The sequence below is a fragment of the Tateyamaria sp. ANG-S1 genome (assembly GCF_000814025.1).
GTDB lineage: Bacteria > Pseudomonadota > Alphaproteobacteria > Rhodobacterales > Rhodobacteraceae > Tateyamaria.
Map to the genome: position 1 here is coordinate 631,706 of NZ_JWLL01000003.1, position 12,935 is coordinate 644,640.

Annotated in this window: 14 protein-coding genes and 1 tRNA gene; 5 read left to right on the forward strand and 10 right to left on the reverse strand. The window is 56.2% G+C overall.

What is annotated here, in order from left to right; all coding sequences use genetic code 11:
* Positions 1-44: 44 nt before the first annotated feature.
* Genes RA29_RS04950 through RA29_RS04960 form a run of 3 tightly spaced genes read right to left on the reverse strand, consistent with a single transcriptional unit; the run spans position 45 to position 3,400 of the window.
* The gene (locus RA29_RS04950; RefSeq protein WP_082029432.1) at positions 45-1,337 is read right to left on the reverse strand and encodes a HAMP domain-containing sensor histidine kinase; all 1,293 of its coding nucleotides are present in this window, start codon (positions 1,335-1,337) and stop codon (positions 45-47) included.
* Positions 1,318-1,995, reverse strand: a complete 678-nt coding sequence (locus RA29_RS04955; RefSeq protein WP_039683411.1) for a response regulator transcription factor — start codon at positions 1,993-1,995, stop codon at positions 1,318-1,320. The genes RA29_RS04950 and RA29_RS04955 overlap by 20 nt, the downstream gene beginning before the upstream one ends.
* Positions 1,970-3,400 (reverse strand): ferric reductase-like transmembrane domain-containing protein, encoded by a 1,431-nt coding sequence (locus tag RA29_RS04960; protein WP_082029433.1) that lies wholly within the window; start codon positions 3,398-3,400, stop codon positions 1,970-1,972. Before RA29_RS04960 ends, RA29_RS04955 begins: the two co-directional genes overlap by 26 nt.
* A gap of 448 nt (positions 3,401-3,848) precedes the next feature.
* Between RA29_RS04960 and RA29_RS04965 the strand changes: the two genes are divergently transcribed.
* From RA29_RS04965 to RA29_RS04975, 3 genes are all read left to right on the forward strand, one after another.
* Positions 3,849-4,133: a site-specific integrase gene (locus RA29_RS04965; protein WP_039683415.1), complete on the forward strand. Its 285-nt coding sequence runs from the start codon at positions 3,849-3,851 to the stop codon at positions 4,131-4,133.
* A 210-nt stretch (positions 4,134-4,343) separates the two neighbouring features.
* Positions 4,344-6,635 (forward strand): ThiF family adenylyltransferase, encoded by a 2,292-nt coding sequence (locus tag RA29_RS04970; protein ID WP_193743465.1) that lies wholly within the window; start codon positions 4,344-4,346, stop codon positions 6,633-6,635.
* Entirely contained in the window at positions 6,632-7,255 is a 624-nt protein-coding gene (locus RA29_RS04975) for a hypothetical protein (RefSeq protein ID WP_039683418.1), read from the forward strand. Before RA29_RS04970 ends, RA29_RS04975 begins: the two co-directional genes overlap by 4 nt.
* Before the next feature lie 142 nt (positions 7,256-7,397).
* On the opposite strand, the gene RA29_RS04980 is transcribed toward RA29_RS04975, so the two are convergent.
* Positions 7,398-7,784 (reverse strand): hypothetical protein, encoded by a 387-nt coding sequence (locus RA29_RS04980; protein ID WP_039683419.1) that lies wholly within the window; start codon positions 7,782-7,784, stop codon positions 7,398-7,400.
* Positions 7,785-7,900: 116 nt separating this feature from the next.
* On the opposite strand from RA29_RS04980, the gene RA29_RS04985 reads away from it, so the two are divergent.
* Positions 7,901-8,233: a hypothetical protein gene (locus RA29_RS04985; protein WP_193743466.1), complete on the forward strand. Its 333-nt coding sequence runs from the start codon at positions 7,901-7,903 to the stop codon at positions 8,231-8,233.
* Between the two features lie 473 nt (positions 8,234-8,706).
* Here RA29_RS04985 and RA29_RS04990 read toward each other — a convergent pair.
* The 6 genes from RA29_RS04990 to RA29_RS05010 form a co-directional block, all read right to left on the reverse strand.
* Positions 8,707-8,781, reverse strand: a tRNA-Phe gene (locus tag RA29_RS04990).
* A gap of 81 nt (positions 8,782-8,862) precedes the next feature.
* Complete coding sequence (yacG, locus tag RA29_RS22340) at positions 8,863-9,033, reverse strand: DNA gyrase inhibitor YacG (protein WP_082029436.1); 171 nt, start codon at positions 9,031-9,033, stop codon at positions 8,863-8,865.
* Positions 9,030-10,052, reverse strand: a complete 1,023-nt coding sequence (locus RA29_RS04995; protein WP_039683421.1) for a ribonuclease E/G — start codon at positions 10,050-10,052, stop codon at positions 9,030-9,032. Before RA29_RS04995 ends, yacG begins: the two co-directional genes overlap by 4 nt.
* Positions 10,049-10,618, reverse strand: coding sequence for a Maf family protein (locus RA29_RS05000; protein WP_039683423.1), 570 nt, complete (start codon positions 10,616-10,618; stop codon positions 10,049-10,051). The genes RA29_RS04995 and RA29_RS05000 overlap by 4 nt, the downstream gene beginning before the upstream one ends.
* 9 nt (positions 10,619-10,627) lie before the next feature.
* Positions 10,628-10,846: a translation initiation factor IF-1 gene (gene infA, locus RA29_RS05005; RefSeq protein WP_005978431.1), complete on the reverse strand. Its 219-nt coding sequence runs from the start codon at positions 10,844-10,846 to the stop codon at positions 10,628-10,630.
* A gap of 81 nt (positions 10,847-10,927) precedes the next feature.
* Positions 10,928-11,818: a carbon-nitrogen hydrolase family protein gene (locus RA29_RS05010; RefSeq protein ID WP_039684000.1), complete on the reverse strand. Its 891-nt coding sequence runs from the start codon at positions 11,816-11,818 to the stop codon at positions 10,928-10,930.
* 149 nt (positions 11,819-11,967) lie between these two features.
* On the opposite strand from RA29_RS05010, the gene RA29_RS05015 reads away from it, so the two are divergent.
* A complete protein-coding gene (locus RA29_RS05015; RefSeq protein WP_039683426.1) occupies positions 11,968-12,930 on the forward strand; it encodes a LysR family transcriptional regulator in 963 nt (320 codons plus the stop codon).
* Positions 12,931-12,935: the final 5 nt, after the last annotated feature.

Below are 12,935 nucleotides of genomic sequence, written 5' to 3' on the forward strand. Positions count from 1 at the left end.
TGCCAAGTTTGGCGGGAATGTCGGCGTGCAACTTCACACGTGGCTTACGTGGAGCTTACATCTTGGCCATTTGCTTGAAATCGGACCGTCGCGGTGAGCCCATGACCATTGGGCCCATCCGCGAGTGACAACTCAGCGCCATGCAGCTCCGCAATCGCGCGCACGAGCGACAGGCCCAATCCGAACCCGTCGCCTTGGCGGTGCGTCTGGCGTTGGTACAGAGGTTGCAGAACGCGCTCACGTTCCTCAAAAGGGATGCCTGGACCTTCATCGTACACAGAAAGCAACGTTTTGTGGCATCGCAAGGTGATCGTCTGACCGAGCGCGCCGTAGCGCAGCGCATTCTGAACCAGATTGGCGACAAGCTGCATCAACAAGTCAGAATCGCCATGCACGGATGCAGGGTCCTCCGCGTCGATCTTCAGATGCTGCCCCGCCGTCTCAACAACAGGGGCATAGGTGTCCTGAACCCGATCAATCAATTCCGCCAATAGCACTGGCGTGAACCCGGACCGTCCAGCCCCGCTTTCGATCCGGCTGAGCCGTAGCAACGCATCAAAGGTCTCATTGATCTGGTCAATCTGTTCCAGCGCTGCACCAAGATCATCCTCGGTCACCGCGCGGTCTTTGTCGATCAGCGCATTCAGTGAGGTCTCGACCTCGGCACGAAGGCGGGCCAAAGGCGTTCGAAGGTCATGCGCGATATTGGAAGATTGCACCCGCATGTCAGCGATGGCCTGTTCCAACCTTGCGGTCGTCAGATTGATACGACCCGCAACCAGGCTCAGATCATCATCGCCGTTGAGTGAAATACGTCTATCAAGCTGACCTTGGGCAACATCCACGAGACCTTTGGTGATGACATTCAGCCTCCGCTGCGCCCGCCCGGCCATCAAAACGGCAGCGATTCCAGCTGCAATCAGGCTTCCAACAAGGCTGAGTTGCATACCGGTCGACACGATGTGCCGCATTTCCTCGTAGCGCTCGGTATTTTCGCCGACCAGAACAATGCCGTGGGGGGTCTGCTGCTGGAAGTAACGGGTTTCTGCCCCTTGCAGCGGGTCTGTCCAGAAACCCAGTCTAGAGGTGTCCTCCGTCAGTTGAATGCTCTCGCCGTCCTCCGGCCTTGGCAGCGGTTCACCCGCCGCCAAGGCGCTGACGGCAAGCTCCATCCGTTCGGTCAGACGCGTATCGACCACCCGGCCCATTTCGCTCCAGATCAACCAGTAGGTCCCACCCCAGGCGATCACCGAAATCGCCGAAAACAGCGCCAGCAGGATCAAGGCCTGCCGGAAGGCCGAAAGCCTGTACAGGCCGCTAAGCCTCTTCAAAAACATAGCCAGAGCCGCGGATGTTGCGGATCACTGTATCCCCAAACGGCTTTTCTATTTTGCCCCGAAGCCGACTGATATGCGTTTCGACAACACTGGTTGTGGGATCAAAGCTCATGTCCCAGACCCGCTCGAGCAGCATTGTCCGAGTTTGGACGCGCCCCTTTGACCGCAGAAATACCTCCAGCAGTTGAAACTCCTTGGGGTTCAGGTCCACAGCCTGTCCCTGCCGAAAGCAGGTGCGTTTGTGCAAGTCCATGGTGATATCGCCTGCGATGAGTTCTGATGCCTGATCTTCTGGAGTACCTGGCCTGCGCGCTAAGCCCTCAACCCGTGCCAGAAACTCCGCAAATGCAAAGGGTTTGGCCAGATAGTCGTCGCCACCTGCACGCAAACCCGTCACGCGATCATCCACCTCGTTGAGCGCAGTGAGGAACATGGCTGGTACGGTTACCTTGGCCTGCCGTAGTGCCTTGAGCACCGACAGCCCATCGAGGCCCGGCACCATGCGATCCAGCACCAGCACATCATAGCTTTGGTCCATCGCGGCAAACAGCGCGTCTTTGCCATCGGTGAACAGGTCCACCACATGGCCTTCCTCGCGCAGGCCTTGTGTCACCCAAGGCCCAAGCTTTGGATCATCTTCGAGGACCAGAAGGCGCATGCGGCAACTCCCTTTCACCTGTCAGCAACGACCGCCCCATCTCCAACGCGGGCTTGCCGATATAGATCAGGTCCATCAATCCATACGCCCCTCTGAAATCAAAGCGCTCGCTGTGAACCTTGCCCGTCTTCCCAAGTGTTTGCCAAGCCGTTGTGACCAAAGACTTCAAACCTTCGGGGCCACACAAGTACACTTGCGCGTCCGCGTTCATGGATCGCATAATCTCTGTCATGCGCGTTGGTGTCAGCCTGTCTCCGGTGGTGTCGCTCAGAACAAACAAGTCAACCTGCGGCAACCGAGTGGCGTGGCGTTCCACGTCTGCAATCGCGCCCGAGGACTCGCGCGATCTGATGCAATAGATCAGGATCACACGGGCATTATTGTCGGGCGCCATTCGTTCCAACGCGGCCAGGAACGGCGTGATCCCCACGCCACCTGCCACCCAAAGCTGTTCCGTCCGGTTTGCGTGCACCTGCGGCAGAAAACGCCCGACGCCCCGCCCGATACGGAATGTGTCGCCTTCCGAAACGGTGCTAATAAAATCATCTGTCCAATCGCCTGCCGCGCGGATCACGAAGCGACGTGTTGTCTCCGTCCCTCCTGCAATGGTGAAAGGATGCGTCTCAGCCCGCGCGATATTTCGGGCAATGGTCGCGAACTGTCCCGGCCGGAATGTGGGCAGAGGCTCTTGCGCGCGAAAAGTCACATCGACCCCACCCTCAAAGGGCGTTGCTTTTTCAACGGTGACAAGGCGCGTTATTTCTCGCTTGCGCAGCAGGGTTTGGCCCCACGCCAGTAGGCCGATTGCGGAGACCACCGCCATCAAGGTCCAAGGCGCAAATCCCACCGCAAGTGGGCTGGCCACAAAGAACGTATGATAGGCTGCTAACAGGAAAATGGGGCCCATCAGCATATGGCTCGCCTTCCAAAGGTGATACGGGATTACACGCACCATGGCTGCGCAGGTCAAGACCACCAGCCCCATCGCCGCAAACCATCCAACGCTCTCGCCGCTTCCAGCCAGCACAGGCACAGCGCCAGCCCCATAGGTTTCGGCAGTCGCCCAATGCCCCAGAGCTCCAAAAAGGGCGAAGAACCCGAGCCAGCGATGCGCGCCGTAGGATTTGTCCGGCCCTCCCATAAGTCGGTCAACGATCCGCCAACGGGCCGCAAGGATCAGCGTGAGCGCCATCGAACTCATCGACAGCGCCCCGAGGCTTGCAGGAAGCATGTTCGCCAATGGCACAAATGGGGCAACCAGGGCAACATGCGCAAAAACAAACACAGTCAGCGAAATCAAAGAAGTTCTAGACATTTGGCAGCTCGGTAAGCGCAGTTCCGTTTCGTAGCCGAAGCGTGCTTGCATTAGTTTGTAGATTTTGCACCGCTGATGTTGGCATCTCATGCCGTCACTACTCAGAACGCCTCACAATCCAAAGTAAGCTGTGGCACCAAGCTTACAGTGCCCTTACCCCAACCTTACAAAATTGTAAGACTGGTACAGCTGGCACCCATCCCTGCATTGAATAGGATTCAAACACCCACATTATGGTTCACAACCAGCTTCGATGACAGTGCTGCAGTCTTAAAAAGTTATTGCGCTGGCGCACCGACGACGGCCGATTCTGTGGAAAAACAACGTGTTGCTGGTTCAGAAAGTGGCACCCTAAACAAGGTGCGAGCGCCTTTCTGGTCAGGCTTTTCGCGCTTGCTGCGGTGCAGGAAAGGTCTTTGCCAGTTTGCGGAGGTTCTGAGCGGTAGCGGCGAGGAGGAATTCGTCGTTTGCGCCGCATGGGCCGCGTAGTCGAAGCCGGCCCAAGCTGCAGAAGGAGCTTTCCACCTACTGGGCGCAGCTGGATCGCTGGAGGGCACCTGACCGGCCTGTGATCGAGTCCCAGAAGGGTGGACACTTCACACCCAACAGCATGGTCCAGGCCTTTGCCCGTGTGTTTGATGCCGCTGGCATCGATGATGCGTCCTCACACAGCGGGCGGCGCTGGTTCATCACCCGCATGGCACATGCTGGCATTTCGCCCAAGGTGATCATGGAGCTGGCTGGGCACAAACAGCTGACCACCACGCAACGCTACATCGATGTGTCGGATGAGCAAAAGCGCAGCGCGGCGGAGGTCCTCTGAAAACTTGATTTAATCAAGTTTTCCTCGAGCTAGAATCTTGGGTCGTGAAAAATCAGGAACGCGGTGAAGACTGACGGACCGCCAAGCAAATAGTGTTTCGGCCAGCAATTGCGCAGTTACCGTTCCTGCATGGCACAGCATCACATCTACTTTCTCATCTCAAATCAGCACTTCGTCCCTATGCGAGCCGGATGAACAATGAATGGTACAGTGAGCGAAGTCAGCCAAGAGGGACCTTTTTTTGAAGTTGGGGGCGACGCGATCTCGCCGGATGACCTCGATATAGACCTAGCCAAATCCCTTTTTGATTTTGTCCAAAATCACGGTGGACATGCGGCCACAGTAGAAGAACTTCGCAGAATAGATCGCCGCATCGAGGTCATTGTTTTGAACTTGACGACCTGCATCTCGCAAGAACCAAAATATGGAGTTCTGCCCGAAGAGCGTTTGGCGGTAGCGTTCATAAACGACGAGCCCGCGGTCGTACCGCTCAGAAAGGAATTTCCACTAACGCCCCACTCATACGGCTTGCCCATAGAGTCTGTTCTCCCAGGAAGTATGACAATCTGCTTAGATGATCGCCCATGGGATGATGCGAAAGCAGACTATAGCGGCGCCGAAATCATCAGACGGGCCATCTCCTGGTTCGGACGTGTTGACACCGGCAAAGTGGATGATGCTCTCCAGTTACCACACACAATTTTTCTGCCGGCCGAACAGACCATTGTGATGTGCTCAACGCTTCAAACGCAGTTTTGCGATCCAAAAGGACCACCAGTGTTTGTGCGGTTAAAGGCCTTGGGCGAAAGCGACAACTATCTTGTCGCAGAAGCTTATGAAGCCGCCGATACAACCGATCCTACCGGAAACTCTGCAGGGGAGTTCGTTGGGTTTACACTGGGAGTCAGAGCACAAAACAGCGGCGCAATGTGGCACCGTCCGACACATCTCGGGCACCTTCGATCCATGCTGGCCGGAGGTCAAGAAGACCTACTCGAATTGCTGCGCAGAAGACTAAACGAGATTTTGAACACCCCCGGGCATGCCCTCGAGCGGCTTTATGGGTATCGGATGCTCATACAGTTTGTCGTAGTCAACGAAAGCCAAGACAGTGTTGAACCGATGTTTCTCGGAACAGAAGCTTCGCTGGGCGAGATCGGCGTAGCGACAGGCCTCTTGTTCAAAACGCCGGAAGGCGTCGCTCACAGCTTTGGGCGTTGCTTGCCGGTTGGAGAAATAGACGAGCAACTACTCGAAGGTATTCGATTGATGTCGGCCAACCTCAGCTTTTCGTTCGAAGGAGAAGTTGCATCAATCTACGCGGGTCATGACGAACAGTGGCGCGAAGAAATCGGGAAAAATGTGGTCGTGTTGGGAGCAGGGTCCATCGGTTCGCAATGCATTACATCACTTGTCCGCGAAGGCGCGTTCGAAAAGCTGACTATCGTGGATGATGACGTCTTTGCGCCCCACAATCTTGCACGCCACGTGTTGCGCGGATCTGCGTTAGGAAATTCAAAGACCGCGATGCTATCTGACGATCTACGCGCGATCCGCACAGACCTCGTTATCGAGACGATATGTGAAAAACTCTTGTCGGCACGTCAGTCCGAAAAGCTAAACGAAACGCTAGCGACATCAGATCGCATCCTTGACCTCACCGCCTCGCTCGGTGCTAGTCGGACCCTAAGTGCGATATCCAAGCGAAGTCGTGCAATCTCCGCGTTTTTCAATCCCTCCGGAAGCGCAGTTGTGGTTCTCCAAGAGGACGCTGCAAGAACGCTTGATCTCGCTAATTTGGAGGCACTCTACTACGCAGAAATCTGTCAGAACCAATCGCTTTTTGACCATTTGCGACCAGGGGACCAAGCAGTAGTTTCCGGCGGACAATGTCGCTCAGTCACCAGTAGAATTCCTGCCTCAAAAGCAGCAATGCTATCAAGCATCGCCGCAAGCGTGCTCGGAAATAATATGCCTTCTTCCGAGCCAAGCATCACGATTGCCAGCATCAACGCAGACGGCGGGACCAATATGCATCGCGTAACTCCGACCATCGGGAGTATGTCTGTAGATGCGAACGGTTGGAAAATCTGTTTGACAGATGCGGTTGCTCGGAAACTTCAAAACTTTCGCGATGCCCATTTGCCCAACGAAACTGGAGGCATCCTATTAGGAGTCGTTGATCACTCGCGGAAACGGATTGATATTTCGATGGGGTTGGAAGCGCCACCTGATAGTTCTGGTTCACCGTCGTCGTTTGAACGGGGTGTTCAAGGATCCATCGATAGCATTGCTGAGGCAAGAGCGCGAACGATGCATCAACTAACATATGTTGGCGAATGGCATTCCCATCCACGCGGGGCACGAACGACGCCCAGTCTGACGGATGCCGCTCAACTGGTAATGCTAAGAGAAGAGCTTATGGCTGAGCAACGTCCCCCAGCTATGGTTATTGTCGGTGACAGTGGCTCCAATCCCATTTCGTTGGAGGTACATCAATGAGTTTCGATGCCTATGAATACGTGGGTGTGATTATACCCGGTGCATTGCCAACGCTAGCTGTTTCTCTCTTAGTTCCTGAGGTTGCTTCTGTGATCAACAGTGAAGGCGTAGAACTTGGAACATTGGGTATCTTCCTAATTGTTTCATTTGTCGTCGGCCATGTCGTGCAGCTCATCGGAAACTGGATCGAGACAATTGAAGACATGCTTGGTTTGGGAAAAGACGCACTTGTGTTGAACGAAAAGAAGCGGCCGATTGACGTTGATCGCTGGAAGCGATTTATTTCGGTGCTGCGCTCAGAGGGCATTATGGACCAAGATGAGTTGAATTCCAGCTCATGGCAAGGGACTCGAAAGGAAGTGTATGCAGCACTACAAGCCGACAAAAGAACTCAGAGAATCGACGCATTCAATCGAACTTACGGTATGTGCCGCGGCATGGTCGCGGGTACTATCATGACGGTTGGGCTTGTCCTGATTTTGGGCGGTACTGAGCAACTGTCGCTAGCACTCATGGTTTTCGTTCTACTTACGATTCCTCTTTACATCCGCATGCGTCGCTTCAGTCGTCATTATTTCACCGAGGTCGTCAGCCAATTTCTGGCTCTGAAAGGCAACTAGGCTGCTAGTACGAGGGAGATCTTTGAAGTCCTGTGTCAGAATTGGAGCGAAACGCCAAAGCGAATGTCAGCTATTGGCCGGAAGCTTCGAACAGGTTGCTAGAGCAGCGAATGTCTGGTTCCAGCCCTCAATGCGGGAACGTTCACTTCCGCTTGTACTGTAGCAAACGCTTCTTTGACCAATCAGGTATCAGTTGAGCAATTTCATCGGTTGGCCTGATCTTGCTGTAGTAGGCGTCGATCATCTTGGATGAGGTGCCAACATTGCGCCCAAGCAAGTGATGCCCAACACCTTCTCGGATTTGCTGGGTGATGTAGAAGTGGCGGAAGCTGAAGCTGTCGCGGGTTTTGCCATTTCGGGCCACGCGTAGGTCAGCAGCAGCCAGCAGTTTGGCGAGACCGCCTTTGAAGCTTCGGATGCGTTTACCTTCGTGGGTGAAGAACACTGGATCGTCATCCTTTGGCATCACGCCGGTGGCCACGTAGAACAGTGATTTCAGCAGATTGAGAAACGTGAGGGTCTCAGGCATCGCCGCCAGTTCACGTTCTTTGCCCTTGCCACCACGCCGTCAATAATGGCTGGTACGCTGCAAGCTTCACAACCTTCTGGGCGTTTGAGAACTTCCCTGGGCTAAACACCGAGTTCATGCTTCCAGAAGAGGATTACTTCCTGACCTGGTTCCAGACCGCAGGAATACCGACGCAGGCCAAAAACAAAGCGGCTGCAAAACTCTACTTGAACTGGATGCTGTCCGAAGAATTCCAAGGGACGTGGCTTCAGTTCCCTGTCCGGATGGATATCGCTGCGCCAGGAGACTACGGATCAGTTCAACACCACAACACGTCACCAGGGGACTTCCATCGTTGGATGCTGAAACGCCCAATGGTGGAGCGTTTCCGTGATCAGATGCGCCAGTTGATCGGACCCGCAACAGGGCCGGAGGCAGTCGATCTGGATTACACCGTTAAGCCAGAGTGAACCTAAAGATCTGGAAGCTCTAGCGGCTTCCAGACCAATATTGGATCGTATGTAGGCCACGTTGATCGTAGAGGCGAAAAAACCTGATTAAATCAGCTTTTTCCTCCAACCAAACTGGGTAAGAGTTCTTAGAGACTTTCCTCGGGAAAATTCTGAACCGAACTTTCGTGACGAAAGAAATTCATCTTGACCGGCGGCTTGTGCAAAGACCTCTGAAAACCACATGTTTAAATCAACAATTTCAACACACTAACCTCACATCATCACTCCCAAAGCACCATAAGCACGGCAAGGAGTGTTGCTACCGTGCTGTGCTAGAACTGTGCTAGGTGCACGGCGCGGCGCTCACAACATACTGTGCTAACAGGTATTTTTGAGACTGTGCTAACATTGTGATAGGGTATTTTGGCGTTTTCAGCGATTTTAGCTGCAACGCAGAAACCCGGCAAGTAACTGTTTTTGCTAAATTTAAATGGTGCCCGGGGGCGGAATCGAACCACCGACACGAGGATTTTCAATCCACTGCTCTACCCCTGAGCTACCCGGGCACGGGTGAAACATCTCGTTTCGGGTGGAGGCGTGATAAGCGCATCGTTGGGTGCTGTCCATAGCAAAATCACACTCAATATTTAATGTGTTGGCGGAGCCTCATCGTCAGGGACATCCAGGTCATCTTCCCGCTCTGACGGCACGGCGTACGCGCCGTTCATCCATCGCGCGAGATCTGTATCCGCGCACCGGCGGGAGCAAAACGGACGGTAGGTCAGGACCGTATCAGCGTTACAAATCGGGCAGCTCATGGCAGCACCTGTGACAGCGGGATACGCGCGCGCTTGCGCTGCAGCTCGAAGTGGCCAAGGGGGGTCCAGCCCGCCATCACTGTGTCGATGTCGTCCTGACGCAGGGCCGCCCTCAAAACGGCCTCAAACGTCTTACGCTCTTTCTTGGGCATCGGGGCCAAGTCAATGGTGATCTGGCCGCCAAGACCGCGCACACGCAAGGCGGATAGCAGCATACGCGCGCAGGCTAAGTTTGCCCTTGTACCAGCAGCAAAGGAACCATCGGAACCGGTGTTCACGTCCACGGCAACAAGTGCCCGCGTCGCTTCTACCATCATGCTGGCATCGCCGCCCAGCGCAACATACGCACCGCGAGCTGCATCCACAGCGTCAAGAACGCCCTGTGCTTCAAAACAACCAGGTTCTGTCACCACCTGGGCCGGAGCCACCCAATCCCGCCACGCCAATGTATGCGGGCCGTCCCCTTCGGAAAGGGTTTCGGGGGCCTGCCCAGTGTCACCCATCACCGCCTCTGCCAAATCGCGCATGGCTGTGATATCTTCCGCAACGTCTTCAAGATCAGCCTCGGCAGAGGCAGAGCGCAGGATCAATCCCATCGGACTGCCATCCATGCCGTCATGCGCAAGGGCCAACAGAGCATCCCGGACATCATCGTCTCGAATGCTGCGTGACAGGTTTAACCCAGGTGCATCCGGGGTAACGATAGCATACCTGCTTTTGAAAAGGATCTTGTGCGTGACCGGGATCGCCTTTCCGGGCTCCGCGTAACCTGTGACTTGCACTCGAAGCTCTTCGCCCTGCCCAATCCCTTTGACGCCTCGCAAATATGCGGATCCATCGGGCGTTTTAAGGAATATGCCGCCCTGCCCTTTGACGGGGCGATCGGTAACTGCGCGATAAATCGTCCCGGGACGGGGGGCATCAGCGTCGATCAGCAAATCATCGAGATGACCGTCGACCATGAGCGCTGCCGCTTCGCGCCCGTCGATGTGGTCCAGAAGGATTTGGCGACCTTTCATGCCCACACCTTCATACCGGCGGCTTGGAGAAGGCCAGCGGTTTCTGCAAGTGGCAGTCCGACGATGCCGGTGAACGATCCCGATATCCAAGGGATCAGGGCGCCAGCGGGCCCCTGGATCGCATATCCGCCCGCTTTTCCACGCCAGTCCTCGGTAGCTAGGTAGCCGTCGATATCGGCTTGGGACAACTGCTTCATACGCACCGTGCTGACGACGTCCCGCTCCCAAACGTGTTTAGCCTTTCGCACAGAAACGGCAGTGATCACGCGGTGACGACGGCCCGAGAGCAGCGACAAGAACGACCTTGCCTCGGATTCATCCTCTGGCTTGCCCAAGATGCGACGTCCCAGCGCAACGGTTGTATCCGCGCACAGGATGACATCGCCTGCATCGGCCTCAACCGCAGCGACCTTTTCGCGCGCGATCCTTGAGCAGTACGCGCGCGGCAGTTCACCCTTGTGCGGGTCCTCGTCAATGTCGGGCGGCCGGACGGCATCCGGCACAATGCCAAGTTGCCCGAGCAGCTCCAGCCGTCTCGGGCTACCGGATCCCAGAATGAACGCCACGAATGTGGGTTATTTGAAGCGGTAGTTGATCCGACCCTTGGTCAGATCGTAGGGGGTCATCTCGACCTGCACCTTGTCGCCTGCCAGAACACGGATACGGTTCTTGCGCATTTTTCCTGCCGTGTGTGCGATGATCTCATGGCCATTCTCAAGCTCGACCCGAAACGTCGCATTGGGCAGGAGTTCCTTCACGACACCGGGAAATTCGAGCGTATCTTCCTTGGCCATGGTCTCTCCTTCGTTACACGGCCCGCCAATTTGCGGACGCGCCACTAAATGCGCCTCCGCGCCCCATAGTTCAAGGGCTAATCAGGCCAGTGTCACGACTGTGACCGGATCGGCACGACCGCTCTGAAGCGCCCAATCGCGACGATTGAGCACGACACCATCGGCCCGCACCTCAGCTATGGCTGATATGTCAACCTCGCCATACACCCACCCGGGCGCATTCAAAGCACCCTCGGCGATGATACCTGTTTCGGGGAAACTCTTGTCTGGTGGTCCGAAAACTCCGCCCGCACCGACAGATACGTCAACGGCCTCGGACCACGGGGCCTCTCCGACGACGGACGACATGACCGTCACACACTGATTTTCAAGCGCACGGGCTTGTGCCCCGATCCGCACGCGGGAATAGCCCGACAAGGCTTCGGTGACCGATGGAACAAGCAGGATATCCGCGTCGGCCAAAGACCGCCCAAGCAAAGGAAACTCGCTGTCATAGCATATGAGAACCCCGATCTTGCCTAACGCAGTGTCAAACACGCGCAGGGGACCACCCGGAACGACATTCCAAACCTCGGCCTCGAACCGGGTCATGATTTGCTTGTCTTGCTGCACCATTGCCCCCGACGGCGCAAAAAGCCGGGCGCGATTGACCGGGCGGATAACATGTTCGGGCAAATCGGTCATCGCTGGCCCCGACGCCGCAAGGATATGGACACCGAACTGCCTGGCGAGATGGGCGTGCACAGCGTCTGCATCTGCAAGGCGCTCGGCCACGGCAAACAAGGACGCCTCAAGATCACCCGCGATGTCGAGCCCCGCCAACGTCGCAAGCTCCATCGCGCCGTATTCCGGAAACACAAGCAAGTCCGCACCAGCCTGCGCCGCTTCTGCAACCCAGGATGTGAGCTTGTCCTCATAAGCCGCCCAGTTGGGCAGCACGTCGAGCGGGTAAGAAGCGGTTGCGATTTTCATGCTGTTTTGTGCCTCAGGCATGACTTGCGACGCAAGACAGGTCGTGTTCCTTTCAGTTTTTGAAAATTAGCGCACTCAAAAGGGCGATTTTCCTTGACCAATACCACCGTCGGACCTTCAACGATTACGAAACTGCTACGAGGTCCCACATGCTGAGCAAAGGTGTCACTTTACGCGGCCTCGAGGTTTTCGAGGCTTTGGCTGCAACGGGGTCTGTCGCTCAGGCAGCGGCGGTGACCGGCCTGAGCCAACCTGCGGTCAGCCAGCAGCTGCGCAACCTCGAAACTGCGTTGGCAACAGACCTTGTCGATCACGGAAAACGCCCCATGCGCCTGACGCCGGCGGGGACAAGCTTCCTCGCTCGGGCAGAGGCAGCATTGTCACAACTGCGACTGGCGCAATCGGAACTGACGGTCATGGACCTGGCCCATCTGTCGGCGCTGTCCATCGGTGTCATCGACGATTTTGAAAATGACCTGACCCCGCGGTTGGTGACCATTCTGGCTGACAGTCTGACCCGCTGTAAGTTCACGCTGGCAACGGCGCCAAGCCACGAAATCCTGCAAGCCATCGCCGACAAAAGCCTGCACATCGCCATCTCAGCCAGTGACGGCACGATGCGCGATGGCGTGCTGGAGTATCCGCTGGCACGCGATCCCTTCATCCTCGTGGCGCCGCGCGGCGTGGTGCGCAACAACGACCCGATGGCCATCCTGCCGGACCTGCCCTTCCTGCGCTATGAACGCGAACAGCTTATTTCACGCCAGATCGAGGCACACTTGGCACGGCAGAAACTCACCTTCGCCGACCGGTTCGAGATCGGCAGTCACCTCGCACTCATGGCAATGGTTGCGCGCCGCATCGGCTGGGCGGTGACAACGCCGCTGGGATACATGCGCGCAGGACGCTTCCATGATCAGGTCGACGCCTTTCCCCTGCCCTTCAAACCCTTCTCGCGCACGATTTCATTATATGCGAGCGCGGACTGGGCAGGCGATGTCCCGACTGACGTGGCCAACACCATGCGCAGGCTGATCAAAACCCACATGATGGACCCTGCCCTTGGCCAGCTGCCTTGGCTTGCAGGCGAACTGCGGCTTCTCGACGGTTGACCGCC

Excerpts from the sequence above, each read along its gene's own strand:
- RA29_RS04980 (WP_039683419.1), bottom strand. The coding sequence starts at position 7,784 with ATGCCTGAGACCCTCACGTTTCTCAATCTGCTGAAATCACTGTTCTAC.
- RA29_RS05010 (WP_039684000.1), bottom strand. The coding sequence starts at position 11,818 with ATGAAAATCGCAACCGCTTCTTACCCGCTCGACGTGCTGCCCAACTGG.
- RA29_RS04975 (WP_039683418.1), top strand. The coding sequence starts at position 6,632 with ATGAGTTTCGATGCCTATGAATACGTGGGTGTGATTATACCCGGTGCA.
- RA29_RS04985 (WP_193743466.1), top strand. The coding sequence starts at position 7,901 with ATGCTTCCAGAAGAGGATTACTTCCTGACCTGGTTCCAGACCGCAGGA.
- RA29_RS04950 (WP_082029432.1), bottom strand. The coding sequence starts at position 1,337 with ATGTTTTTGAAGAGGCTTAGCGGCCTGTACAGGCTTTCGGCCTTCCGG.
- RA29_RS05015 (WP_039683426.1), top strand. The coding sequence starts at position 11,968 with ATGCTGAGCAAAGGTGTCACTTTACGCGGCCTCGAGGTTTTCGAGGCT.
- RA29_RS04960 (WP_082029433.1), bottom strand. The coding sequence starts at position 3,400 with ATGAGATGCCAACATCAGCGGTGCAAAATCTACAAACTAATGCAAGCA.
- RA29_RS04995 (WP_039683421.1), bottom strand. The coding sequence starts at position 10,052 with ATGAAAGGTCGCCAAATCCTTCTGGACCACATCGACGGGCGCGAAGCG.
- yacG (WP_082029436.1), bottom strand. The coding sequence starts at position 9,033 with ATGAGCTGCCCGATTTGTAACGCTGATACGGTCCTGACCTACCGTCCG.
- RA29_RS04955 (WP_039683411.1), bottom strand. The coding sequence starts at position 1,995 with ATGCGCCTTCTGGTCCTCGAAGATGATCCAAAGCTTGGGCCTTGGGTG.
- infA (WP_005978431.1), bottom strand. The coding sequence starts at position 10,846 with ATGGCCAAGGAAGATACGCTCGAATTTCCCGGTGTCGTGAAGGAACTC.